The sequence below is a fragment of the Xenorhabdus szentirmaii DSM 16338 genome (assembly GCF_002632585.1).
Lineage (GTDB): Bacteria > Pseudomonadota > Gammaproteobacteria > Enterobacterales > Enterobacteriaceae > Xenorhabdus > Xenorhabdus szentirmaii.
This window is the reverse complement of the sequence record NZ_NIBV01000002.1, coordinates 755,874-780,130: the sequence shown is the minus strand read 5'-3', so window position 1 is coordinate 780,130 and position 24,257 is coordinate 755,874. Positions and strand designations below refer to the sequence as shown.

Below are 24,257 nucleotides of genomic sequence, written 5' to 3'. Positions count from 1 at the left end.
TTTCCCTTAAATCTTGTAAGAAATTTCAACGTTGCCTTCGGCATCGCCCGCGCCCGTAAACTGGGCTTGTGGAAGCAGTACCGTTTCACCCGGAATTTCCGTATTTAAAAAACTCCCTAATGGGCTTTCCTTGGCGGCTTTTCCTACCCGCACATAGACTGGAGCCCCTTTTTTAATGCTGGATGCGTCACCGTCCAATTTAACGGTCATGTACCCTCGTTTCAGGTTATCGCCTGTGTAATTGTTGTTTGTTCCGATTATGTAAGCCTTGTCTGGCATACTGGTTGTAGGATAGGGGCGGACATAAATCCCCTGGATCTTGTCTGCCGTATCCCCATCCGCCAACGGTACGAAATAGCCATTATCGTCGTACTTTCCCACCAACCCGTAAGCAGGAAACAAGTTCGCTGATTTAAGTACAACGGGTTCAACGGTCATATCCTGTCGGCGTGAGATATCCCCGGCAATGCCTACAGGCATCCGCTTTAAATATGCTGTCATGATGTTATTTACTCCTGTTTGCCCAGAATTCGGCGTTGGCTTTATTCAGGTCGGCAATGTGATTGCCAGAGGATTTATTGCGAAGGGAATCACCCGTTGCTTGGGTATTACGGCCTTTCGCCAGTTCAGCTGCTGCATTAAAGGCCATATCAACGACACGTTTAGGCAGCTTTTTGATTTCGGCATCGCCTACGATATTTCGTACCATCGCCTGATCTGCACTGACCAGTACCCGACGTTTAAACGCGGTCAATTTAGACGGTGTAGCCAAGTCAATTCCCGGTATAATCAGCTCCGCTTTATATGCTGAGTCTCCAGTAATTTTTTCTTCCTTCTCGTCTTTTTCGTCTTTTTCGTCATCATCCCCTATTTGCGCTTTATCTTTTGGATCGGTAACGTTATCGCCCGTGCTTGCTTTACCTTCCAAAGCATCCAGACGGGCAAGTATCGCATTTGCCCATTCAGGAACTTGCTCATCGCCTGTTTTCATTTCTGGATCTTCTTTGGGCAGGGGTTGTTGTGGGCTGATATTAATATTAATTGCTTTGGGCAATTCCCCCGTGCCTTCGTCACCAGTTATGGACTCAGGCGCATTGTTTAGCATCTCTTCCATAGCGGCCGAGTCTTTGGTTTTTACCGCCCGTTTCAGGCTGTTAAACCATTTTTGTGCTGTATTAGACATACTATCTCCAATTGAACAACGTGTACCGGCTCTGCCATCTTGTACCAGAGCCACATGATTACCTGTAATTTGATATTGTTCCGCTTTTCCGTTGGTTATCTGCCGATATTCCGCGTTGTAGCCACACGACACCTCATCAAATCCCGCATCAATGGCTGACATTGCTTCCGTATCTTTGATGATCAAATCTGCCAGCATCAAATCAGATTGTTCTCCCTCACCACGTCGGACATTTTGAACATGCCCATACGCCAATTCACGCCAGTTATCAGGGTCTACAAACATGATATTTCCGGCGTTGTCTTCGGGGTGCTGTATTGTGATAGTCATTCCCTCGAATGAGGCCAGTGTCGCCTCGTGGAATACTTCAGAGGGGGAACGTTCAACCACAATTTCCCCCTCATCATCCGGCTCTAAACTGGGTAGATCAAAAGCGGAATAAAGCTGCGTTCCCGTTCTGGCAATGGGAACGTCTTTACACAATAGGGAACCATCAGCCAGTTGATAACGCGTGTTACCAAGACGGCTAGTAAAGAAATATTTCATGGATGGCCTTTACATAAAAAAGCCCTGCTATGCAGGGCCCTATTAACCAATAACTAGTTTCGCTGAGTATTGCCATGGCATATATTGTCAAATATCTCAAATTGAGAAATATGTTCCATCGCAACTAATTCTATCTGATCGGCTATTTTGCTGTATTTTTCCACATCATGCGTAAACTCAAAATTACATGTACATGAACCTGAATCATAAAAGATACTTTCAACATATCGAGTGAGTCCTTTCTTTTCCAGCCCTTCCGCAAATAGAAGCATTTCAGCCAGTTCATAGGCTATTCCATGCCTAGAACTTAAATGAATCCCAAATGCAGTACACCCATAAATATCAATTTGCCCTTTTGTTAGAAAATAACCTGTAGACATCATATGTACCTTACTTATTGATAAAACAGTTATTATGCCTCAGGAATGACGACTTCGCAGTAACAACGGCAATTAGGCAGAGTACCGGCATGACCGGTTAATCCGTCTAAGGTAGGTGGCTTGCCCCATTCAACAAATTGCCCTTCCATGTGTTGATGAGAGTCCCGGACATCGCCATCATGTGCTGTGCGCCAGATGTATCCGGTAGAGCCAATCGACAACGCCCGCGCTTGAGTTAACGCTACTTCTGCCCTGCCCATTTCAGTTCGGGCAATGAGTTTCGCCCGTGATACTGCCACTTCACCGGTTCGGACAATTTTCTGTGCGAACGGCTCATGGCGACCGCCTGTGACCACCGCTTCAATGGCCTGATTGTGAATGTCATATACGCGGTTTGCCGCCTCTATGGGCAGTGACTTGATGTACTTAACTTGCTCTTCAATGATGGAGCGCATGACCTGACCTACCGGGGCGTTATCCACCAGATGGCGCAGTTCTTGGCTGATTTGTTGGCTACGTACCCGCCACTGTTTTTCGTTATGGCGGTTCACATCAAGGGCAAAGCGCTGTGCTACCCGTTGCGCCCACGGTGTAATTAACTCACTGTAACTGTCCAGTGCCGCCATGATTTCCGTGACCGAATCATTTGAACCATCGTAAGAACCGCTTACGATCTCGCCTACCGCCTGTGCTATCGCCCGTAGACTCGTTCGATACTGGTTTTCCGGTTGGCGGGATAGTTTCGGAGGCGTTCTCTTCCTCTTTCGCGACAAAACCATTGCCTACGCTCCCCATGATTTTTTCGGCTTCTTGTGGCGTCATGCGATAGGACGAAATCAGCATCTGAATGCCGGTATCCCGAGGCAGCATTCCCGCGGCTACTGAACTAACAATCTCCACCATGCTGGAAATTTGAGCACCGTTTAAATCCGCATTTCCTGCTGCCTCCGCATTCGCTGGTTGTAGGAGATTGCCTAATTCGCCAAGCTGAGGCGGTGAGCCATCTTCCGCATTGTTAATGTCTTCATCCGCTATTGAACCGCCAATACCCGTGACATCCGCCATCTCCCGCAAATCATTCATGGCCGCCTTAAGGTTCATCATGCCGCCATCCAGTGCCCCATTTAGTGCATTAACGGTATTTACCGCAATGGTAGAGCGGTCGAGATCAGACATTTGCCATAGCGGGTTAAACTCGAAAGTAAAATCGTCCGGTAATGGCTGTTCGAACTCTGAACGGTGCATCACATCTAATAATCGCCGAATAGGTTGGCGCAATCGGCGTTCTTGCTGGGTGCCGATGTTATCGTAGTAGTTAGCTAGGTCAGCATCCCCTGTCGAAAAACCTTGTGGAGACTGACCAAACAACCGCACCAACGGGATACCCACTGCCCCGGATATTTGTTCGGCAAACTGGGCTAAAACCTTATCTAAGCCGCTGAACGAATATTGATGGGTTTCGAACACGTCCGATTTATCCATCAAGGTCATGCCTTCATTACTCTGAAACTGCCTGATCATGTCCATATGTTTGAGTAAGGCATCTAATCGGGCACCGCCCATCGCGATGATTTCACGCAGCTTGTCAATACTGTAAGTACGCAGATGTGCCTTATAAACCAACTGTGCTGCACCCATTGTCGAACTGTCGAAAGCCGTGAGGCGATCATAGATGCGTTCAACCACGGACATCCCCCACTCATTTTCAGTCTGGGCTTGTTGATACGGCAGTGTCACACCATCAAACCGTATCAGGCGGCTATGATGGATTTTCCATGCTGGAATGCCTCGGCCGGTATTAGCAATGTTATAGAATTCAGGTTTGCCCAAATCCTTACCAATGTCCTTGATACGGCGATTTAAATCTGGCTCAACCTGCCAGCGGTCAAGTGGCAGTAACCCTTTAAACCGACCTTTGCCAATGGTTTCCGGTCTTAATGGTGTAAACGGGGCTTGCCCTTCTATCAGAATGAGTCCCACCGCGCCGCCATAGAGCCTTGACCATTTGATGATATTGTTCAGGTTTTCCCACAGCTCCAGCTCATCAAACTGCGATTCCAAAATGCCCCTTGCCTTTGGATCTATCTCCGAGGTAATGCGAAAGCCCTTGCGCGTCATATCGTCGGCCACCGAATCCACCGCTGCACCGATTATCCATGACGAACGGTAAGCATATTCAATCAGTGTTCTGTTACGGCTTGTCCAGTTCGGACGATATGTTGATGCCGCATGTTGGTTAGGCGTGCTCATCCCGATACGGGCCAGCATATTTTCGTAACTGTCCACTGTGGGTTGTATTTTGCGATTTTTCGCCATTAAGCACCTCGTCCTAATAATTCCCAAATTTCCATAGAGGTATCCATCGGGGCGTAGTTGATCATGACTGCATCCGCCAAGTTCGGGCTTTTCGTGCTGTCCGGTTTTTTATCCACGACAATTTTCCCGACACCATTTACCGAATAGGTCGGCTGCGATAACTCAATGACCAGTTTGTCTTTCAGCGGGATTTCGCTCGAAATGGATATCAGTTCATCAGGGTTATAAAAATGCCCTTCGCTCATGGCACGATGAACTTTTTGGAATCGGGTTCGCAATGACCACCACGCCTGTGCTTTGGCATTGGCGAAAAAGTCCTGATTCAGCCGTGCTGCGCTGAACGCATCCCCCGGTACGGCTTCCCCTTCCGGATCAAATACTGCCCCACTGCCCCGGAATGGCGTTGCAGTGATAAGTGGCATTCGCAGCGCTTTGCGTTGGTCATTGATAATTCGGGCATCACCCCGAACACCCGCCCCCAATCCATCACTGTCAAACCGGAAAGCCCCTAAATTGTGTGTACTGCACCAGCCAAAGACCTTTTCAACAGAGCCGTAAATATCCGAGCCTTTACCTGACCATTCCTCAATACCGTTTAACAAGAAACCGTCGCGCCATGAAAACGCATTTTTATCCTTGCCCTCATCGGCAACGTCCATCGCGCCCATGCGAATACCTGTGGGTTGAACGCCCAGCTTGATATGTGCATCAATCGCAGATTGAACCCATTCGGAGGGAATAAGGATCCCTTCGACCGAAGCCTGATAGTTAATATCGACTTCCTGCGCTAACGTGACTGGGTCGAGTTTCTCTTTCTGTTTGGCATACCACGCATCATCTTTGCGTGGGTCATCCCGCCAATGGAACGTAAAAACGGAAATACGCCCGCTGTGTCGGCGTTGGGCAAATGAGTTCGCCATACCGTTAGGTGTCGAAACATCCTGTCGGCAGTTGGTAGTAGCTGACAATGACGCATCCACCAGCTCAGGGCGTTCTAGAAATGCGGCTTCATCGACAAAATAGAACGAAGCACGGTCACCGCGTCCAATCCCGTCGCCGGCTTCACCAGTCATGACCGATTCGGTATCCGGGAAAAGAATGCGCATATGAGGCGCATGTTTGCGCATATCCCACGTACCCCGAAACTCTGCGGGCAATAGGTTGATAAAGTTCCTCGCCTTATCAAAAAGTGACTTAGGCGAACCCAACTTATCGACGTACTCTTCTTTACGGGAGCCGAAGCCCGCCGCGACACCTCGATTGAATAGGCAAATCGATGTAGCAGTGGCTATAGTCAGCCAGCTAATGCCCATATCACGGGTTTTTTCGGTAATGCCTGGCTCTTGCAATCGCCAGCATTCCATAAACCACGCTATCCACTCTTCCTGACGCGGGAACAGGATAAAAGGAATACGGGCAGGTAATCCCCGTTCCACATTACGCGGGTCAACGGTCATGCCCCAGTCGATAATAAATTGCCCCGGATTATCCTTGTAAAATGCCCGCATCGGGGGTAATAACGCGGGATTTTGGCGAATACGTTGTAACCGCTCCATCCGCCATTCAAACACCGCGTTGTAATCAGGGTTGCGAAAATCAAACGGAAACGGAACAGGCATAATCACCTCATCATTTTCTTGTAGGCATCTGCTGCCTGCTCTGCCGTCAGGTTGGCTAACTCAATCGGGCCGTCATTAGCGCCGGTGTGCTCTGCTTTCACATTCTCGCGGAAGGCCTGAACGGAAACATGCTTACCCAGCAATTCAAGGTTCTTAACCTTATCCGGCCATTTGATTTTCTTGAGAATGCCGACCATATCGCGCTCATCCCCCCGGCCTTCGAACATCTCCGCCAAATTGAAGCCGCTTAAGTATCGTCGCCAGGATTCCGGCCATCGAGACAACGGCTTGATGCTCAGGTCTTCTTCCAAAATGTCCGCCACATCCATCTGATCGATTTCAACAAGGCGCATCAGGACATAGTTCGCATCAATCCCCAGTTGCTTATTGCGCTCTGCTTTCATCTCATCGATCAGCGCGACAACATAGGGTTTTTGCATTAACTGGTAGCCAATCTCGCTCGCGCGTTTCGGGCTGTATCCCGCCCTGATTGCCGCCTGTGTTGCATTCAAATCGACCAGATATTCGCGGCAAAACATTTTCTGTTTTGTCGTCATTTTTATTGCTCTGGTCATGTTTTGGGTTCCTTAAAAAGAAAAAGCCACCCGCTTTTGGCGGATGGCTTAAGGGAATAGGCTTAGGTTATTGCTTGCTTAGAACTTTATTTAAATGTCTCCGAGTTAATATCACTCATCATACTCTGAAATATATACTCACACGCGGGTAAAAAATCAATTTTTTCATGGGTCTTTTTACATTCTATTTCACGAGATTGGTTATATTTATTGGTGATAAACGTAACATAAACCTTTTCAGAAGCCCCGTGTAAAGAACATTCAAAAACACTAGACCTATCGTAAGTGCTACCACACCTTAACCCAATTGAAATTTTCACTGCAAATACTAGTTTCTGCTTCTTTGGATTGGTTTCATTTTTTATAAGTTCAGTTGATTTTTTAACTTTGAATTCACCATTACAAATATTACCAAATAAAACCACATTTGTTCTTTCCTTCGTTTCACTATCGTACCCATCAAATAAACCTGCATCTAAATACGCAATAAGCTGCTCCTCAAAATTATAAAACTCTCTGTTTAATCTGTTCCAATACTCACTTTGCATGTGGTTGTAGGTCTTTAACTGATTTTGTAACTCTCTATACTTTGTCATTACTATTCTCCTGTTGGGTAAATAACAGGAGGCTATATTAACTTTTTTCTTAAAAGTCGGCTGTAAATATCACGCAAATTAATAAATATAATACCTCATCATTCACTACACTGACTTCTAATATATTCCTGCAAATACTTAGTCTGTTGTTCGTTCTCCGCCATCATTTCTCTGAGACGAAAATAATCTTGTCGAGCTGCTTCTGTAAGTTGTGGGGTTCCTGCATCGACCACACCGCCGGAGGGAATGGCTTCATGCACGGGGCAGATTGCCTTGATGCGCAACTTGCGACGACTAGCGGCAACATCAGCCCGAAGAGTGTCGATTTCAATCTTATCATTGGCGAGTTTCTCCGTATGCTTAGCATCCAGTTCATGCAGCATTTCGATGTGCGTGTTCTGGTAGTTAATAGTGTCTGTCAGTTGCTGGATTTCGGTTATCTTGTCTTCGTGAATTTCGAGTTGTCTATCGTACTTCGAGTAGTAGTATTGCGCAGCATATAAAGCCCCCGCTAAGGTTATGAGCAAAGCAACTATCAGCTTTTTCATAGCAACAATACCCCTATGAACAAAAACCAGCCCCAACCATTCGCACCAAAACCCGCCAAAATGAAAGCAAACAAAAACATCAGTCCCGGCAATGAATGATTATTCATCTAACCCCCAACACGTTAACTCCGACTCCTGGGCACGCCGTTCAACCTGACCGTAACAGCCGTTCGCTTGCCCTTGGGTTTGCCGGCAGTCTTTACCGCCGTCAAATATCCAGCGTTTAATTTCGGCACAAGCGCCTTTCCTGTCCCCTTCGTTGAGTTTCCGATAGAACGTGGAAGAGAAACATTTCCCAGGGCCAATGTTGTACGGGCAGAAGCTGGCGATACCGGCTATTTGAGGTTCAGTCAGCGACACTCGCACATGACGTTTGACCCATGCAATGGCTTGTTCGGCTTCTTTGGCATTGAGGGCTTGGCATTGATTGGAGGTTAGTTTCATTCCCTGACGAACGGGTACGCCGTCTATCCGGGTGACACCCCGGCAAATAGTCCAAATGCCGCCCGCATCACGATAAGCGGATAGCCGGTTACCTTCTTTTTCATCCAAGAACTGAGAAAGGATAGCCGTAGCCCCTGCACCGGACAGCACCAAACCAATAACAGAAGCCGTTAATTTAGTTTTGGTCTTTGTCATTGCGGGTATGCTCCTTGTGCTTGTAATACCAGTTCACCGCAAAGGTGGCTATCGTGCAGATAATGCCAATAACAATGGCCCAGTCATTCAATGACAGTGCCCCAAAAATCGTTGTGAATGCTCCCCATGTGTACGCAGTGGGGCTTGTGTATTTGTCCATACGCATATTTCCACCCCACTGACGGAGTGACCATTAGGTGAGTTAGTATAAAAAGCGCCGTAATTGCTGGCACCAGAAATGAAAAAGGCCACACCTTAAGTGCAGCCTATGGCATAGATAATTTGTTAAAAAACGGTCCTATTTAACATAATGAGTCTTAGACGAACCCGAGATTTGCAACTCAGCTAAAAAACACCGTCTAAGCCTCAAAAATCACAATCTTCTCGCCTACAATGAGCTAATTTTCGGTATAACATTTCATTAACAAATCACCACTATTGCAGTTCGCATAAATTTGATTGCCTAATCGCTATTTTTCCAAGTTTTCAGTTTTCGCCCAAAAAGAAAGGCGCTCTAAATTGAGCGCCTTTTCTCAGGATATAAAAAACCATTTTTAGCACAATAACACACTTTTTGCGCAGCGCACTAGCTTTCAATGCCTGATTGTTTGTTTTTTAATCGATAAATCCATATCTAATTGAATATCAAGCATTTCTAAGCAGCCCGCGATAAAGCTCTCTGCGACCTGCATCTTGTGCCTGACTAAGCTCTCAGATACCCGAAGGTCGCGCGCTATTTCCCGTTTGGAATAGCCGAGCATGTAATGCTGCTTGATGTAATCGAACTCTTCTTCGCGCCCTCTCGCGCGTAGCCTTGCAACGCAGATATCGATAATCAATCCATCCTCGTCGCTGCACGTTGGTCGGCTGGTGCCACTGGCAGGCAGCAAGCCGCTGAATCCCGCAGCAACTGGCGACCAGCCTACTTTCAAGTTGACGTCTGATGTCGTCCAGCCTCCCCAAAGAACTAACACTTGTTGAATATCACGCATAGAATTTTACCCTGTAGTTTTATGTATCCTGAATTTTTTTCACTGAAAGCCGTCGCGCTTACGTGCCGGTGTGTGTTTTTAGCGCTAAGAAACAAGGTTAATGGCCTCTCGCGACTTATTTTCCCATTAGGAGGCAAGTGAGGTGTCAGATAAAAATGAAACTGCCACCTGCTTAACACCTTGTGAACACTAGCTTTACCGTTTTTCGGTGGCAGGTGGCAGATATTTTTAAAATAAATACATGCGCACATGTGCGTGTGTGCGTGCGCGTACATGTATATCTTTAAAACAACTGCCACCCGCCACCTTTTATATTTAACATATTGTTTAATAAGCATTTTACAAGGTGGCAGATAGCATTTTATCTGCCACCATCTGCCACCTTTTCACACTACATTTAGCAATTTTTCGCATTTTTCCAGTTCAGCACGAATATGTTCATTACTGCTAGCCTTATAATTCTTTGCTAAAAGCCAAGGTCGTTCTTTTTTACCGTTAAACTTAATGGCACTTGCCTGACTCAAACCCTTACTACGAAGAATATTACTTACTCGTTTTGGGTTGATATCTGCCTCAAGACCAATGTCCAAAGCGATATAATTCACTATCTGTTGATAAGTCATAGCCGCCACCGGAGGATTTGCAATTAATTCAAACAGCACGGTATCTACATCTGAGCGGCTACTCTCTATCATTAACCGCCGTTCTTCGGTCTCAGGGGCACGTTGCCAGTCGAACTCATCCAAATTAACCGCCATCAGATACCAATAGACCTGTGCGATAAACTCAGGATCTTTTAATGCCTGATATAAGGGATTGAAATAGTTTTCGTTCTGTAAAAAATCAGGGCCACCCAACACGGCAATACGGCGATCTTCTTCTGGTAAAAAAAGCGCATCGATATGGTTAGAGAAAAACAAAAAACTGGTGAAAATATCCATTGTTATTTTCTTACCGTATTTGTTATTCACCTCAAATCGCGGTTCAGTCAGTAAATCTCGAAGCTGATCGTTAATCGAATAACGTGTATCGATGTTCTCCTTCACCTCATCGACCGTACATAACAGCGAGTGGTAAAGATAATCATGGAACTGGTTCGCACAAATCACATCCATCTTTGCGCGGGTACAATTCCAAACACCTAATATGGCTTCCATGAGCTGGATAACCCAACCACGCCCAGTACCATGCAGTACCGAGATATGTAGCGTGGTAATAGGACAACGACGTGCAGGTCGCTGTACCATCCATGCAAGGCGAGCGATAAAGAACAATCGTTGTTTTTCATCCGGCAGCAAATAATCCATATGTTTGAGAAAAACGTTTTTAACCTTATCAAAATTGGTTACTTTCGGGTGTTGAGGTAAGTAGAATTCGTTGATCTCCAGCCAACCATCAAGCCCCCGAATCAAGCGCCCTTCTCCGGGACGATAGCCGATCGTTTCAGCTACCACCTTTTTGGGGTGTTCCAACCATTTCTTAGTTGCAGGCACAGGTTCTTTCTTACCCTTACCTACCGCAGGGAACTGATAAGGTGCCATCAGGTTCTTAAAGGACTTCATATCCATGATGCTACGGTACGGCGGCCGGGACAGATCACAAACTTGGTCGCCTTTTACCACATAGATAAACCGCTCAAGAAAATGGCTGGTCATATCCATATCGATATCGGTAAATGCTGGCTCGTCTTCTTTTAACTCGGTCAAATCTTCAAAGTCATCCTTACCGAATCCAATAGCAATCTTGAAATCACCATCGTTACGATGCGCGCATGAACCATGCAAACATTTGAAATGGCCCTGTTCGAAACCCGCAGTCCCAGCAGGAAAATACGCGGTACTGGTGGTATCACTTTCAATGCTATGCCCACTTTCAAACGGGCATTTGATGTAGCGCTCACCGTTTTTACCAAACGATACTGTCCAACCGTTCGCATCCAGATAGTCGGCGATTTCATCAGTGGCATTGGGTGTGACAATACTCCGGTCGCGTAACTTACCGGCAGCGTTAGCCTCAGTCGAACTGGTAACGGGCAGATGCTCCGCCAGTGCCGACCACAACATTTCTAACTGTTCCGGTGTGACTTCAAGCGGATCACTTGGCAAGCCACCATCCCATTGAATACGTGCGCCGCTGGGGTGCGTACCCGCTGCAACAAATTGCTGACCATCGGCCAACAGCTCAATGATGCCTAAATCATTCGCCAGACGGTGAATACGTTTGCGGTATTCGCCCTTCACTGACAGAAGATACAGGCACTTGTTCGAGTTATCGCGATAACGGCGAGGAGGCAACTTACCAAGTATCTTGATTAACAATGCTTGGATTTGTGCCTGTACGTTTCCATTTTCACTATCGCAATCTATCGCCAGCTCACCTAATCCCGTACGCATGCAAATACCGTAATCAGGTTCTTTTGCCCACGCAGTAATATCGGAATCAGTCGATATTTTTTCCGTCCATTTAGGAATACCCACTACTTGCCGTGAACGATTGTAGCGGCTGGGTGTCTTACCAATGCTTTTTAACGATGAATCGGGGGAAACCTGGGCATTAGGGTTACACACAACAGGTAACAACTTTTCTGTACAACCCATTATCAGATCGAGATGGAACCACGCTTCTGGCGATGCTCCCCAGCGTTTTTGTTCTAACATATAGGTACACCCTATTATTTTTTGTCCACAAATTCGGTGTAAAAACGTTCAATAGCACGAACAGTAGATAATCTGGGGTCTGGACTGGTTCCAGTCATAATGCGACTTAACGATGCCTGACTAACACCGATTTGTTTAGCCACCTGTTTTTGGCTAAAACCCGCATCTATGATTTTTTTAATTAATTCTCGTGGGTGAAATTCGTGCATAGTTAATGCTCCTCAGCTAGTATATAGAGCAAGCTATACGAAAAAGGAATTTATTTCAATACTGGAAAGGAATCTAAAACTCTTTAGTATATACCATTATGAATAACCGATTAATAATTGACCGAGGTGTAGAAATGGCGGCTGGGCTTGGGCTTGATTTTATGGCTCGAAATATAAAGTATTTGATGCAGACGCATGGCATATCTAGTGTAAAAGATCTTGCCAAGCGCCTGAAAATGAACCAGCCAACATTACATCGAACATTGGCTGGCGAAGTCAGTGACCCGAAGTACGCGACTTTAAAGCAATTGGCTGATTTCTTTGGCGTTTCTGTGATAGATTTAGTTGAGTGTGATTTACAAGATGCCGAGGCGACAGCCATTATTGAAGCCGACGGAGAATACTACACTCAGAAGTTTCCTAACGTACCTATCCGAGATGATATAAGTATTAATGCCGATGTTAAAGAAAACTACCAACTAGACGAAACTAGCTTAAATAAACGTCAAGGGTATATCCGTTGGCCATCCTACGATAAAGATGTGTACGCAGTGAAATGTTTAGACACATCATTAATGCCTAGGGTTAAAGAAGGCGAATTTGTTGTCGTAGAGCCTAATAACAAAATTTCGCCTGGGGATGAAGTATTACTCACAACCGAAAATAGTGTCACCACAGTTAAAACCTTTCTGTTTGAGCGCGATGGGTACTACCATCTATTAAATGTTAATGAAGACCAAGCCCCTATACGTGCACCTAAAAATACGATCAAAACCATGCACTATGTGGCAGGAATAGCTAAGCCACCTCTCCTAGTAAAATAATCTCTTCAAAAACAACCACATAAAATAAGTCGCAAAAAGCGGCTTTTTTTATCTTGCAATTTATCCTTTTTTGTATTTATATTAAATCCACAAAGGGATCATAAATCCCATAAAGAATTTAAATCCAATTCTGGATTCTGCTCTTTAACAATTTAGAAAGTCAAAACAGCACATAGCTTCCTGTTTAGACCCCTACGCATGAAATGCGACGTACCATCGGGCGCGATCCGGTCGGTGGGAAGGTTAGCTCCGCACGAGAGTGGGCAACGGGCGCGAACGGGCAACACTGGCAGGAAGGTATGTGCTGCAATTAACCAAAAGGAAAATAATTATGCTTTAACAAAGCGAATAGACCGCAAGCGCAATGCGTTAATGCAGCAGTAATGATGCTGCCCTGAGTCACCAAGTGGCACCAAGTGGTGAGCCTGTGTAGCGACGGGTTAAGGTTCATAATTACAAATAGCTCCGGTAGAGCAGTAAGAAAGCCAACTTGCACCGGTTATTAGCGGCGAGAGTGCGACAGTAACTCAAGGGCATGAGCGCAACCACTGCGAGAGTGTGGTTAAAAGTGCAGTTGGCTTTGAGGTGTGGAGAACGCACAGGCTGATGTGCAGTGCTTACCTACGATCAGGCGGTGGAGAGTTACCAACGAGAAATCGTACACGGTCGGGTAGCTTGGGGCTATAAGGCGGCCATAACCAAAGTACAGCCACATGGAAAATGCCTAGGAATGCCGGTTATATCGCCTAGGAGTGAGATCTGATAAGTCGGAGATCAGCGCCGACCGCCACACCATCAAAGCCAATTAGTTAACACATAGGATAATTAGAAATGTTAATAAGAAACTTAGCATATTTATCGGTAATACACGATATGAAAAGCGTCGCTAAACTAGCCAAATGCGTAGGTATACAACAATCAACATTACACCGGATAACATCAGGTGAAACGAAAGATCCTACTTATTCGACTTTAAAAACTATCGCGGATTATTTCGGGCGTACCCCAACTGAACTAATGGAATGCGATTTAGGCGAAATTGATGGCGCATACCCCCGTATTCACATTACCGACGTTACACCAAAATCGAAGTTTAAGGCTCTACCCTCAGAGATAAAAACCGCAGTTATTGATGCCTACAAAGAAATAGTCATGCGGGAAGTAAAAGCATTCCATGACCCATCAGGAATATCACATCAAACAGCCAGGCTGGAAAACCTAGCTGAAAGTTTGGTCAATGGTTTTTCAAAACTTATTGAGAGCTAATAACAATGACTAAACCACATATTCACGCCGATTTAATCACTCTATACGCAACCATTGCACACATAACAAATGAACCATGGCTACACTTTCAATATAGGGAGTACTACGGTGAAGAATGGTCAGATTGCCGTGGCCCCATTGAGTTTTGGTTTGATCATGAATACCGCTTAAAACCCCGAACCATCAAAATTGGAAGCTTCGACGTTCCTGAACCGGTGAGAGAATCGTTGAAAGAGGAAGCTGAGTATTTCCATGTAGATACTGGCTTTCTTTGGGATGATGATGGGGTTAGTCGTTCTTGGTGGCTTGATAGCGATGTTGATAAGGCTCGGCTGTCTGCTGGCCTAATCCACCTCACCCGCGAAGCCGCCGAACTGCACGCTAAAGCCCTTATTTCTCTGTCCAAAAATAACACCTAAATAAAGGGCGTTCCCACGCCCTACTCCCCCTATCAAAAAGCACATCCTGTCCTTGGGCTATCACACCCGCCCGCCAGTTTTTGGTGGGTGTGCTTTTTGATATGCATAAAGAGGAGTTAATACGTGAAACCGAAAGTAATTCCCGTCGATAAGTATCCGATAAACAACGCCGTTCGCCGCCTGCGCTGGCAACGGAAATGTGAAGCACTTAAACGTAACCCTACCACCCGATTCCCCATTACCCTGTATTCATAAATAGAAAGGCTAGGAAAATGAGCTTAGAAACATCCCTACAACACAATAATGTACTCCTGGAGCAACAAAATGCCCTTATCACGCAACTTATTTCGGCGCTATCGAATAACGTTGCAGCCCACACCACCACACTCACATTTAATCCGGAGCAGTTGGTTGAACTGGCTGATGAAGTTGAACAACCGACTAAGAAGGTAAAAACAGCCACGAAGAAAAAAGCTGATAACACGCCCGTCGATATTGAATCCCTTGATTTGGAAACTGTCGTTGCCCTTGCCGTCTTATTCAAGAACGATGCTTATAACCTGACTGCCGATAAGCTGGCAAAAGCCCGTGCCATTATCGACGGTGTTGGCGAAGAACGTAACGGCCAAGCAGACGCTCTTGATGCTGCGTTACAGGGTTTGCAAGAACTCAACGCACTGACAAAAGCCACTGTTTTAGATTTGTGCCTGGAAATACTGGCGAACTGGGACAACATCCCCGGTATTACTGAACGGCGAGAATTCGCGCTGGAACTACTTAATGAAGGTAAACAGGCCGAAGAACCAGAACCAGAACCAGAACCAGAACCAGAACCAGAACCAGAAGTTGACCCACAAACGTTATTCTCACAAGCCGAACAACTTATTTTGCGATTAGCTAAAGGTGGTTATCGCACAGAAGCAGTCAGTATTATCAAACAATGCGGAGGTAACAAAAGGCTAGGGGAAGTTCCGCTCGACAACCTTTCTGAGGTTATTCGCTTGGCCGAAGCTACATTGGAGGATTAGTTATGCCAGAGGTACATGCAAAACTATCCCCGTCATCATCACATCGTTGGCTGCGTTGTCACGGTAGTCTGGCATTGGAAATGAACCAACCCGACACAGCATCACCATTCGCGATCGAAGGTACAGCGGCACATGCTCTGGCTGAAACTGTCCTGAACAATCGGCAAAGCCCTAAATCGCTCATTGAATCATCAACTATGGGGCAAAACACGGCCGATTACCTCGGCCAACATATCCTGCTCAAACCCAACACACCGCAGGTGAATGAAGAAATGGTCGAAGCTGTTGGGCAGTATGTTGAAACGATCTGGGGATTGGCGCAAGGGAAAGAACTGTTAATCGAACAGCGGGTAGATTTCTCCGAGGTGATTGGTGTCGAGAACTCTTTCGGCACCGCTGATGCCATCATTATCAATGGCAGTGAGTTACAAATCCACGACCTGAAATATGGTAAGGGTGTGAAGGTTGATGCTGAGGAAAATGAGCAACTCATGCTGTACGCCCTCGGTGCCCTTGACCAGTTCGACATGCTCTATGATTTCGAAACGGTACGATTGTTCATCCACCAGCCCCGACTGAACCATATTTCAGAGTGGGCTGTAAATGTAGAGAATTTACGCCAATTCGGGGCACGGGCCAAAGACGCCGCTGCATCGGTCATTACTATTTTCAATATTGCCCAATGCGAAGGTACGGACACCCTGCCCCCAGACACCTTCACACCAGGAGAAAAACAGTGCCGATTTTGTAAGGCCAATACCCTCTGTGATGCCCTGACGAAACAAGTAAGGAGCACGGTCTTAGATGACTTTGACGATCTTACCTTACCGTTAGAGACACAAATAGAAAAAGCCCAGGCGCAAATCCCGCATTATGACCACCAAACCCTGGCTGCTAAATACGCGCAGGTCGATTTTATCGAAAGCTGGTGTAAGGCCGTTCGGATTCGAGTCAACGATGAGCTCAACGCCGGACATACCGTCCCCGGATTTAAGTTAGTCGAGGGCAAGCAAGGCGACCGGTCTTGGGGTGTCGAAGCGGATGCCGAAGTCATGCTAAAAGGCTTCAAACTCAAGCAAGACCAGATGTACACCAAGAAATTAATTACACCTCCCCAGGCGGAAAAAGTCCTTAAAAAAGACTATCCGAAAAAATGGAGCAAACTCGAATCTCTTATCGTTCGATCTGACGGCAAACCGACTGTTGTACCCGAATCTGATCCCCGTCCAGCACTGGATGTTAACCCTATAAATGACTTTGAAGACGTATCTGATGATGCGCTCATTGCTGATCTTATCTAATCATAAAAAAGGTAGAACCATGAAAATTAGTTTGAAAAACGTGCGTCTGGCATTCCCTGATTTATTTGAAGCAACCCAAGTGAATGGGCAAGGCGATTTTAAATTCCGCTCCACGTTCCTAATTCCAAAAGAACGCAAAGACTTAACTGCCGAAATTGAAGCGGCAATTAAGAAAGTGGCAACAGACAAATGGGGTGCTAAAGCCGAGGGCATTATTAAAAGCATTCGCGGCAATAGCATGCGGTTTAATTTCCGTGATGGTGATGATAAACCAGATTACGACGGTTACGCGGGAAATATGTATATTTCCGCCAGTAACAAATCACGCCCACTGGTTATTGACCGCGACCGTTCACCACTCACGGCTCAGGATGGTAAACCGTATTCCGGTTGCTATGTTAATGCCACTATCAGTATTTTTGCCTATGAAAATAATGGTAAAGGAATCTCCGCATCACTCTCGGGGGTTCAGTTCTTCCGAGACGGTGACGCATTCGCAGGCGGCGGCGTAGCCTCAGTAGATGATTTTGACGATATCAGCGAAGGGGCAGATGCTGAAGCAGAGGCATTAATTTAATACGTTTAATTGCCCCGTTAATTTTACGGGGCTTTTCTTAGGGTAAAAAACCATGACACAGAAAATATTAACCAAAGAAATAAAATCGTTAATTGTTAAAAATGCCTTGGCTAAAGCGGGGATATTCGAGAAAGAAGATAAGTTATTTCAAGACCGTGCAGAATGGGCTGAGAAAATAAGAATAGAAGCCATTGGCGGTGAAAGTATGGAACAGGGCATACAAGATATTCTGTCAGAAATGAAAAAGCTGGCGACTAAAATCCCTGAGCCATTGCGCATAAAGGCCATGCCTATCAGAGAAGAGATATGCATAAGACTCAATTTAGCAGGCAGTCGGGTTTATGCATATTTTAATGGTGCTCTTGGGCGTTTTAAATATCCTGACAGTCGAAAACACATAGCCAAAATAACGCCAGAACACACCACACTATTAGCCGATAATCCCTTGGTGAATGAATTCTATGAATTAGAAAAACGCTATGGCGAATTAAAAAGTCAACGAAACGATATCACTAATAATGTGGAAGCCGCGTTATTAAAAGTCCGCAGTGTAAAACGACTATTGGAAGAATGGCCGGAAGCTGCCGAGTTGCTGCCTAAAGAAATGAATAAAGCCGCCCCTGTTCCCGCCGTTCGCCGCGAAGCATTAAATACCTTAATTGGGTTACCGACTAATTAAGCATATGCCCCGATGCCACACGGGGCTTTATAAAACTATAATCGTGTTTTTAAATTTAACTTAGAAGAATATTGATAACTAACACCATATACCGATTTGTACGTCAATATAATATCAAGGTTTGTATCTTTAGAGAACATCATATTGAAAAGTTTAAGATGATCATGGGTGCAATTAAACTCTTTTCCCGATGCAACCCAAAACGGGATCATTTCATTAAGAATGATAGGGTCTCCTTTCCTAGGTATGCCATATTTAATGCAATTAATCGGATTAGATAGACCGAAATAATCGGTCAAAATATTAGCCACATCAAAATAACTTTCTGGCATATTAATTACTTCATCATTTATTTTTATTTTAATATCTTCAATATAACCCGTACTTAATCCACCATTAAATAAGTAAAAGCCATTCTCTCCTTTTTTTGAGTCGTTAGAAGGAACAATTGTGATATGGGGTTCAGTAGATTTCTCATAGTTTAATTCTTGGAGCTTGGTTTGCTCTTTAGATTGCCACCAAGCCATCCCAGAAAAAATCATTGAGAATATAGAAATAATAATAGGAATTCCGATTTTCAATACACCATCACTCATGCTTACCTCAAATTTAATTAATCAAAATGAATAAAACAATTCTCTGGCTCGACCTCGAAACCTACAGCGAGATACCGATCAAGAATGGTACTCACGCTTACGCCGAACATGCCGAAATTATGTTATTTGCATGGGCGGTTAACAATAACCCTGTGCAGGTATGGGATGTGACCCGTGGTACATCCATGCCAAAAGAGTTACATAAAAGTTTACTCGATCCTACCGTTATTCTATTCGCCCATAACAGCCACTTCGACCGTACCGTTTTGCGCCGTACTATGCCAAGGCTGTATCTGGGCATCTCCCGCTGGCGTGACACGATGGTACAGGCATTGGCGCACGGCTTGCCGGGCGCACTGGGTGCCTTGTGTGAGGTACTGGGCCTTCCAGCGGACAAAGCCAAGGACAAAGAAGGCAAGGCCTTAATTCAGCTATTTTGTAAGCCTCGCCCTAAAAACTCCGCGCTCAGGCGGGCTACCAGCAAAACCCATCCCGAAGAATGGCAGCGCTTTGTTGCCTATGCCGGACTGGATATTGAAGCCATGCGCGAAATACATAACTGTCTGCCCAAGTGGAACTATCAGGGAGATGAACTGGTACTATGGCACCGCGACCAACAGATTAACGATCGCGGTGTGTACATGGATATCCAGCTGGCAAAGGCCGCCGTTGATGCCGTTGAACAGGAACAAAAACAACTGGCAAAACGCACGCAAAAACTGACCGACGGGGATGTGCAAGCGGCTACGCAGCGTGATGCGATGTTACGGCATATCACCACGGCGTTCGGCGTCGAGCTGCCCGATATGCAAAAAAGCACATTGGAAAGACGCATTGCCGATCCCGATTTGCCGCTTGCGTTACGGGAATTGCTGACCATCCGGTTACAGGCCAGCACGACCAGCACCAGTAAATACAAGGCACTGATGAATGGGATTAGTTCAGATGGTCGACTTCGGGGAACGTTGCAATTTTGCGGTGCATCGCGTACCGGACGTTGGGCAGGACGCCTATTCCAGCCGCAAAATCTCCCTAGGGCTACGTTAGACCAAGGCATCATCGACACCGGTATCGAAGCCCTGAAAGCCAATTGTGCTGACCTGCTATTCGATAACATCATGGAACTCACCAGTTCCGCCATTCGCGGCGTTATCATCGCACCAAAATATAAGAAGCTGGTCGTTTCTGACTTGTCTAATATCGAAGGGCGCATGTTGGCATGGCTGGCGGGGGAAGACTGGAAGCTCAAAGCATTTAATGAATTCGACAACGGCACCGGCCCCGACCTCTACAAATTGGCCTATGCCCGCGCATTCAACATTGAGCCAAATGACGTGACGAAAGACCAGCGGCAAATCGGTAAAGTCATGGAACTGGGTTTAGGCTACGGCGGCGGCGTTGCGGCTTTCGTGACCTTCGCCCTCACCTATTCCCTTGATTTAGACGAACTCGCCGAGGCTGCCTTACCCAACATTCCGGCTTCGGTACAGCAAAACTCCCGGCGCTGGTATACCGAATCCGTCAAACAGAAAAACACCTATGGTCTGAGCGAACGGGTGTTTATCACCTGCGATTCATTAAAACGCATGTGGCGCCATGCCCACGCCGAAACCGTGACATTCTGGTATGAACTGGAAGACACGGTTAAGCGTACCATTACGTCACCCGGTACAACCATTCCTTGCCGTAAGTTACGCGTTCGTCGTGATGGGGCTTGGCTCCGTGTAGTGTTACCGTCCGGCCGGGCGGTGTGTTACCCCTCCCCTCGGCTCAACGATGGGCAAATCAGTTACATGGGCACCAACCCTTACAGTCGCAAATGGCAACGGCTCAAAACCTACGGCGGGAAACTGGTCGAAAACGTCACCCAAGCGGCTGCCCGTGATGTCTTAGCCGCCAACATGCCACGCATAGAAAACGAAGGGTATGACATTGTACTCACGGTGCATGATGAAATAATCAGCGAAGCCCCCGATTCCGCTGATTATTCACCTGAACATTTAAGTTCATTACTCGCAACAAATCCCAATTGGGCACCGGACTTACCCCTGAACGCAGGCGGGTTTGAAGCATACCACTACAGAAAGGATTAAATAATGAAACGTTGTAAAAGATGCAGCGGCTATTACGGCGAACCGAAGCCCGTCGCCATTGATGAAAAATGTTGCTTTACCATAACAACCACCCGCAATGGGCGTTGGTTCAGCAGTCGCACTGTCACGGGGAAATTGCTGCTTATTAAACAAGACGGTTATTCCGTCGTCTATCGGAAAAAGATCTATCACACCGACCATATTTCACATCCCGATGATCCGTCGCCACTGGCCTTAGCTTTCTCTGAAAGCTGTTATTGTTCACACAACTGAGACACCTTTATGTCATTTAAATACCGAGACAGCCCGCTCTATTTTCGGGCTGCGCGTGAGGCTGCGCACATTGAACGCGAAGGCGATTATTTACGGGCATCAAAAATCTGGAATAAAGCCGCTCGCCATTCCCGCAATACCCAGAATATTGAGTGGGCCGAAAATCGTTCTGATTTTTGCCTAAAACAACTTGAACGGGATAAAAATAATGAAAATACGCGAAGACGTGATCGAAAAGCATCTCGTCAATGAAGTGAAAAAGGCAGGCGGCATTGCCTATAAATTCGTGTCCCCCGGTCGGCGAGGCGTGCCCGACCGTATTGTGGTTTTACCCAATGGGCGTGTGGTGTTTGTCGAATGTAAAGCGCCGGGCGAAAAGCCCCGCCCTGATCAATTACGGGAACACGAACGGCTCAGGGCATTGGGGCAAACAGTCGTTGTTTTGGACAGTAAGAAGGTGGAGGCAATAATATGAGCAAAAAAATAATAAAAATAATCCCTGCTATAGCCGGATGGTGGTTTAAGAATAAACATAACGGCTACTATCATCCCATCATTGCTTGGGAGATTAGCAATGATGGGGGAGTGGATGTGTATTATCCGGTTTACCCAGAATATTCATACCGAGATAATTTTTCGGCGGATAAAGAATATAAAAAGTATGGTTCATTAATGTATAACCCTACCCAAATTTTTACTCTGGTAGAGGGCGGCCAGGGGGATAGCTATCAACCTCTGGAACAGAAAAAGGAAGCCGGGGAGTGAATAAACCTATATTAGATATGTGTTGCGGCTCCAGAATGTTTTATTTCGATAAGTCTAACTCTGATGTTTTATTTTGCGACATTCGCAGGAAGCAGCATATTTTATGTGATGGCAGGGAATTAGCTATCAACCCCGATTTAATCGCCGATTTTAGAAACCTGCCCTTCGAAAATGAATCCTTTAATTTAGTGGTCTTTGATCCGCCGCATTTAATTCGCGCTGGTCAAAATGGCTGGCAACGAAAGAAATACGGCGCATTGGATAAAAGCAATTGGCGCGAAGACTTAGCCCAAGGATTTAAAGAAGCGTTCAGGGTTCTTAGACCAGAACGAACACTTATTTTCAAATGGAATGAAACCCAAATTAAAACCCGTGAGATATTGGCATTAACAGATATAAAACCGGTTATAGGGCACCCGTCGGGTAAACGCGGGTATACACACTGGATGGCGTTTTATAAGCGAGGTTAATACCGTGATAGTTATGTCATATGGGGGGGGGGGGACGAATTCAGTTGCATTATTAATAGGCTTATTAGAAATTGGTTTAATACCCGATTTAATTACCTTTGCCGATACCGGTTGTGAAAGACCGCATACCTACGCTTACCTCCCCGTTATAAATAATTGGTTACTCGCCAATGGCGGCCCACCAATTACCGTTTGCAAGAAAGTATTTCGCCAGGGCAAAACAAAAGCAGATTGGGTATATGAAGAAAAAGATTTGTATACTTATTACCGCGAACGAAATATGTTACCTGCCGTAGCTTATGGTTTTAAAAATTGCAGTCAAAAATTCAAAATCGAACCGCAAGAAAAAGAATGGAATAACCACCCGCTTTGTAAGGCAGCATGGGCACGGGGTGAGAAAATCATTATGCTCGTTGGCTATGATTTCGACGAAGAGCAGCGGGTACTAAACGCCCGCCGCAGCCTGGCTAATGATGCCGTTCTGTCCAAGAAATTTCAGTATGAGTACCCGCTGTATGATTGGGGCTGGGATAGAGGTGCGTGCATAGACGCCATTCAACGGACAGGACTACCCAGACCGGGTAAAAGCGCCTGTTGGTGCTGCCCTTACACCAAAAAACCAGAGCTTCTGCGCCTTCAACAAGACCATCCTGAACTGGTAGAAAAAGCACTCGCAATGGAACAATCCGCCGACCTGAAACAAATAAAAGGATTAGGTCGGCGCTGGAACTGGGGCGAATTTTTAGATAACTCGAATAGCTGTGGCATAGACGATATTGACCATGATATGCCGTGTGGTTGCTATGACGGTTAACTCACTTTAATGGGAGAAAATAAGATGAACAGCATACGCCGTTCTTATCTATGGCGTTGGATTTGGTTACAGGTTTGGAATTTTAGTGAATGGAGCGGAATAGGTTTAGGCCGATTCGCTCCGTGGGTATTTCATCAAATGATTGGCTGTAAATATCCCGTTAAGAAAATTAAATAAGGAAAAGATTTATGAACAATGACTATAAAGAACAACCCTTATCTGCCGCCTTTATTAATAACCCGCTACGTAATAAACCAATTGAATACACCGCAGAATTAGAATTAACGGATTTTCCTAAAGCGCGGGATGGCAAAGCCGTAGCATATGGCAGAGTATTTAATGACAGCCGTAACCGATTTGGAGATGGGGTCGAAATAATAACATCTCTGGTAACTAATTCTGAAACATACAAAACCGATGGATATATAAAAACCCAAAACTCCATTTATAAATTACGGGAGCCAATTAGTAATGTCAGATAGCACGGTAAATTACATATTTTCGGCCTACAGCGTTAGCTGTATATTAGTATTTATAGGCCTAGCGATATGGTCACGTTACACTAAGTCTAACGATAAGCCGCACCTGTTCCAAAATACGGTCATTAGTGTGCTTTGGGGAGTTATATTACCGATAATCATTACATTATCAGCGTTGGAATTCATATCCGATATGTACGATAAATTTACACGAAGAACGTAAAGCGAGCGCCCTATGGATACAGTATTTTACGCAGTCTGTAATGATGTTGGTGTTTGCAATTTTAACAATGACAAATACCAAACTCTAAAAGCGGTATTTTTTGATAAATCTGATGCCGAATTAATGGTTAATAATAGTGATAAAAAACTTATTGTCGTTCCAGTTTATTTAGAGGATGCGAGAGGATAAA

At 45.6% G+C, this 24,257-nt stretch carries 32 protein-coding genes; 17 read left to right on the top strand and 15 right to left on the bottom strand.

Translation table 11 applies throughout. The features are described 5' to 3' along the window. Window positions 1-6: 6 nt before the first annotated feature. The 14 genes from Xsze_RS13395 to Xsze_RS13330 all read right to left on the bottom strand — a co-directional run bounded on the left by Xsze_RS13395 (window position 7) and on the right by Xsze_RS13330 (window position 12,260). A complete protein-coding gene (locus Xsze_RS13395) occupies window positions 7-501 on the bottom strand; it encodes a structural cement protein Gp24 (RefSeq protein ID WP_038241617.1) in 495 nt (164 codons plus the stop codon). Window positions 502-505: 4 nt separating this feature from the next. Continuing rightward, complete coding sequence (locus Xsze_RS13390) at window positions 506-1,729, bottom strand: DUF2213 domain-containing protein (RefSeq protein ID WP_038241613.1); 1,224 nt, start codon at window positions 1,727-1,729, stop codon at window positions 506-508. A gap of 53 nt (window positions 1,730-1,782) precedes the next feature. After that, window positions 1,783-2,109 (bottom strand): hypothetical protein, encoded by a 327-nt coding sequence (locus tag Xsze_RS13385; protein WP_038241610.1) that lies wholly within the window; start codon window positions 2,107-2,109, stop codon window positions 1,783-1,785. Window positions 2,110-2,141: 32 nt separating this feature from the next. Continuing rightward, on the bottom strand, window positions 2,142-2,804 hold the full coding sequence (locus Xsze_RS13380; protein ID WP_167331031.1) for a phage minor head protein: 663 nt from the start codon (window positions 2,802-2,804) through the stop codon (window positions 2,142-2,144). Further along, complete coding sequence (locus Xsze_RS13375; protein ID WP_038241606.1) at window positions 2,752-4,425, bottom strand: DUF1073 domain-containing protein; 1,674 nt, start codon at window positions 4,423-4,425, stop codon at window positions 2,752-2,754. Before Xsze_RS13375 ends, Xsze_RS13380 begins: the two co-directional genes overlap by 53 nt. Next, window positions 4,425-6,044, bottom strand: coding sequence for a bacteriophage TerL protein (locus Xsze_RS13370; RefSeq protein WP_038241603.1), 1,620 nt, complete (start codon window positions 6,042-6,044; stop codon window positions 4,425-4,427). The genes Xsze_RS13375 and Xsze_RS13370 overlap by 1 nt, the downstream gene beginning before the upstream one ends. Window positions 6,045-6,046: 2 nt before the next feature. Next, the gene (locus tag Xsze_RS13365) at window positions 6,047-6,619 is read right to left on the bottom strand and encodes a terminase small subunit (protein WP_038241602.1); all 573 of its coding nucleotides are present in this window, start codon (window positions 6,617-6,619) and stop codon (window positions 6,047-6,049) included. Between the two features lie 86 nt (window positions 6,620-6,705). After that, a complete protein-coding gene (locus tag Xsze_RS13360) occupies window positions 6,706-7,215 on the bottom strand; it encodes a hypothetical protein (RefSeq protein WP_038241598.1) in 510 nt (169 codons plus the stop codon). A 98-nt stretch (window positions 7,216-7,313) separates the two neighbouring features. Continuing rightward, window positions 7,314-7,763: a lysis protein gene (locus Xsze_RS13355; protein WP_038241594.1), complete on the bottom strand. Its 450-nt coding sequence runs from the start codon at window positions 7,761-7,763 to the stop codon at window positions 7,314-7,316. Between the two features lie 99 nt (window positions 7,764-7,862). Beyond that, window positions 7,863-8,402 carry a lysozyme gene (locus tag Xsze_RS13350; RefSeq protein WP_038241591.1) on the bottom strand — a complete coding sequence of 180 codons (540 nt, stop codon included), beginning with the start codon at window positions 8,400-8,402 and terminating at the stop codon, window positions 7,863-7,865. Beyond that, window positions 8,383-8,568: a phage holin family protein gene (locus Xsze_RS13345; protein WP_038241588.1), complete on the bottom strand. Its 186-nt coding sequence runs from the start codon at window positions 8,566-8,568 to the stop codon at window positions 8,383-8,385. The genes Xsze_RS13350 and Xsze_RS13345 overlap by 20 nt, the downstream gene beginning before the upstream one ends. A gap of 427 nt (window positions 8,569-8,995) precedes the next feature. Continuing rightward, the gene (locus tag Xsze_RS13340) at window positions 8,996-9,394 is read right to left on the bottom strand and encodes an antiterminator Q family protein (protein ID WP_038241585.1); all 399 of its coding nucleotides are present in this window, start codon (window positions 9,392-9,394) and stop codon (window positions 8,996-8,998) included. Window positions 9,395-9,780: 386 nt separating this feature from the next. Next, window positions 9,781-12,051, bottom strand: coding sequence for a DUF5906 domain-containing protein (locus Xsze_RS13335; protein WP_038241580.1), 2,271 nt, complete (start codon window positions 12,049-12,051; stop codon window positions 9,781-9,783). Window positions 12,052-12,065: 14 nt separating this feature from the next. Then, on the bottom strand, window positions 12,066-12,260 hold the full coding sequence (locus tag Xsze_RS13330) for a helix-turn-helix domain-containing protein (RefSeq protein ID WP_038241576.1): 195 nt from the start codon (window positions 12,258-12,260) through the stop codon (window positions 12,066-12,068). 134 nt (window positions 12,261-12,394) lie between these two features. Here Xsze_RS13330 and Xsze_RS13325 point away from each other — a divergent pair, with 134 nt between their 5' ends. The 8 genes from Xsze_RS13325 (at window position 12,395) to Xsze_RS13295 (ending at window position 18,354) form a co-directional block, all read left to right on the top strand. Beyond that, window positions 12,395-13,084: a helix-turn-helix domain-containing protein gene (locus Xsze_RS13325; protein WP_038241711.1), complete on the top strand. Its 690-nt coding sequence runs from the start codon at window positions 12,395-12,397 to the stop codon at window positions 13,082-13,084. Between the two features lie 873 nt (window positions 13,085-13,957). After that, window positions 13,958-14,350, top strand: coding sequence for a helix-turn-helix domain-containing protein (locus Xsze_RS13320; protein ID WP_167331029.1), 393 nt, complete (start codon window positions 13,958-13,960; stop codon window positions 14,348-14,350). A 5-nt stretch (window positions 14,351-14,355) separates the two neighbouring features. After that, the gene (locus Xsze_RS13315; RefSeq protein ID WP_038241573.1) at window positions 14,356-14,769 is read left to right on the top strand and encodes a hypothetical protein; all 414 of its coding nucleotides are present in this window, start codon (window positions 14,356-14,358) and stop codon (window positions 14,767-14,769) included. Between the two features lie 123 nt (window positions 14,770-14,892). Next, window positions 14,893-15,024, top strand: a complete 132-nt coding sequence (locus Xsze_RS23115) for a hypothetical protein (protein WP_280113415.1) — start codon at window positions 14,893-14,895, stop codon at window positions 15,022-15,024. 17 nt (window positions 15,025-15,041) lie between these two features. Then, window positions 15,042-15,797 carry a hypothetical protein gene (locus tag Xsze_RS22205; protein WP_051462578.1) on the top strand — a complete coding sequence of 252 codons (756 nt, stop codon included), beginning with the start codon at window positions 15,042-15,044 and terminating at the stop codon, window positions 15,795-15,797. A 2-nt stretch (window positions 15,798-15,799) separates the two neighbouring features. Then, entirely contained in the window at window positions 15,800-17,098 is a 1,299-nt protein-coding gene (locus Xsze_RS13305) for a DUF2800 domain-containing protein (protein WP_038241571.1), read from the top strand. A gap of 19 nt (window positions 17,099-17,117) precedes the next feature. Further along, window positions 17,118-17,675 carry a DUF2815 family protein gene (locus Xsze_RS13300; protein ID WP_038241708.1) on the top strand — a complete coding sequence of 186 codons (558 nt, stop codon included), beginning with the start codon at window positions 17,118-17,120 and terminating at the stop codon, window positions 17,673-17,675. A 52-nt stretch (window positions 17,676-17,727) separates the two neighbouring features. Then, window positions 17,728-18,354, top strand: a complete 627-nt coding sequence (locus Xsze_RS13295; protein ID WP_038241568.1) for an Nmad5 family putative nucleotide modification protein — start codon at window positions 17,728-17,730, stop codon at window positions 18,352-18,354. Window positions 18,355-18,389: 35 nt separating this feature from the next. Here Xsze_RS13295 and Xsze_RS13290 read toward each other — a convergent pair whose 3' ends face one another. After that, complete coding sequence (locus Xsze_RS13290; protein ID WP_038241566.1) at window positions 18,390-18,950, bottom strand: hypothetical protein; 561 nt, start codon at window positions 18,948-18,950, stop codon at window positions 18,390-18,392. A gap of 26 nt (window positions 18,951-18,976) precedes the next feature. Between Xsze_RS13290 and Xsze_RS13285 the strand changes: the two genes are divergently transcribed. The 9 genes from Xsze_RS13285 (at window position 18,977) to Xsze_RS22200 (ending at window position 24,256) form a co-directional block, all read left to right on the top strand. Next, on the top strand, window positions 18,977-21,043 hold the full coding sequence (locus Xsze_RS13285) for a DNA polymerase (RefSeq protein WP_038241563.1): 2,067 nt from the start codon (window positions 18,977-18,979) through the stop codon (window positions 21,041-21,043). Window positions 21,044-21,046: 3 nt separating this feature from the next. Next, entirely contained in the window at window positions 21,047-21,316 is a 270-nt protein-coding gene (locus tag Xsze_RS13280; protein ID WP_038241561.1) for a hypothetical protein, read from the top strand. 9 nt (window positions 21,317-21,325) lie between these two features. Beyond that, window positions 21,326-21,568 (top strand): ANR family transcriptional regulator, encoded by a 243-nt coding sequence (locus Xsze_RS13275; protein WP_038241559.1) that lies wholly within the window; start codon window positions 21,326-21,328, stop codon window positions 21,566-21,568. Next, window positions 21,525-21,791 carry a PDDEXK family nuclease gene (locus tag Xsze_RS13270; RefSeq protein WP_038241556.1) on the top strand — a complete coding sequence of 89 codons (267 nt, stop codon included), beginning with the start codon at window positions 21,525-21,527 and terminating at the stop codon, window positions 21,789-21,791. Before Xsze_RS13275 ends, Xsze_RS13270 begins: the two co-directional genes overlap by 44 nt. Beyond that, a complete protein-coding gene (locus tag Xsze_RS13265; RefSeq protein ID WP_038241555.1) occupies window positions 21,788-22,081 on the top strand; it encodes a hypothetical protein in 294 nt (97 codons plus the stop codon). Before Xsze_RS13270 ends, Xsze_RS13265 begins: the two co-directional genes overlap by 4 nt. A gap of 17 nt (window positions 22,082-22,098) precedes the next feature. Next, complete coding sequence (locus tag Xsze_RS13260; RefSeq protein WP_209435312.1) at window positions 22,099-22,551, top strand: class I SAM-dependent methyltransferase; 453 nt, start codon at window positions 22,099-22,101, stop codon at window positions 22,549-22,551. Window positions 22,552-22,564: 13 nt separating this feature from the next. Beyond that, complete coding sequence (locus Xsze_RS13255; protein ID WP_099139138.1) at window positions 22,565-23,365, top strand: phosphoadenosine phosphosulfate reductase; 801 nt, start codon at window positions 22,565-22,567, stop codon at window positions 23,363-23,365. Between the two features lie 188 nt (window positions 23,366-23,553). After that, complete coding sequence (locus tag Xsze_RS13250) at window positions 23,554-23,847, top strand: hypothetical protein (protein ID WP_038241549.1); 294 nt, start codon at window positions 23,554-23,556, stop codon at window positions 23,845-23,847. A 232-nt stretch (window positions 23,848-24,079) separates the two neighbouring features. After that, complete coding sequence (locus tag Xsze_RS22200; RefSeq protein ID WP_156935914.1) at window positions 24,080-24,256, top strand: hypothetical protein; 177 nt, start codon at window positions 24,080-24,082, stop codon at window positions 24,254-24,256. Window position 24,257 lies beyond the last annotated feature (1 nt).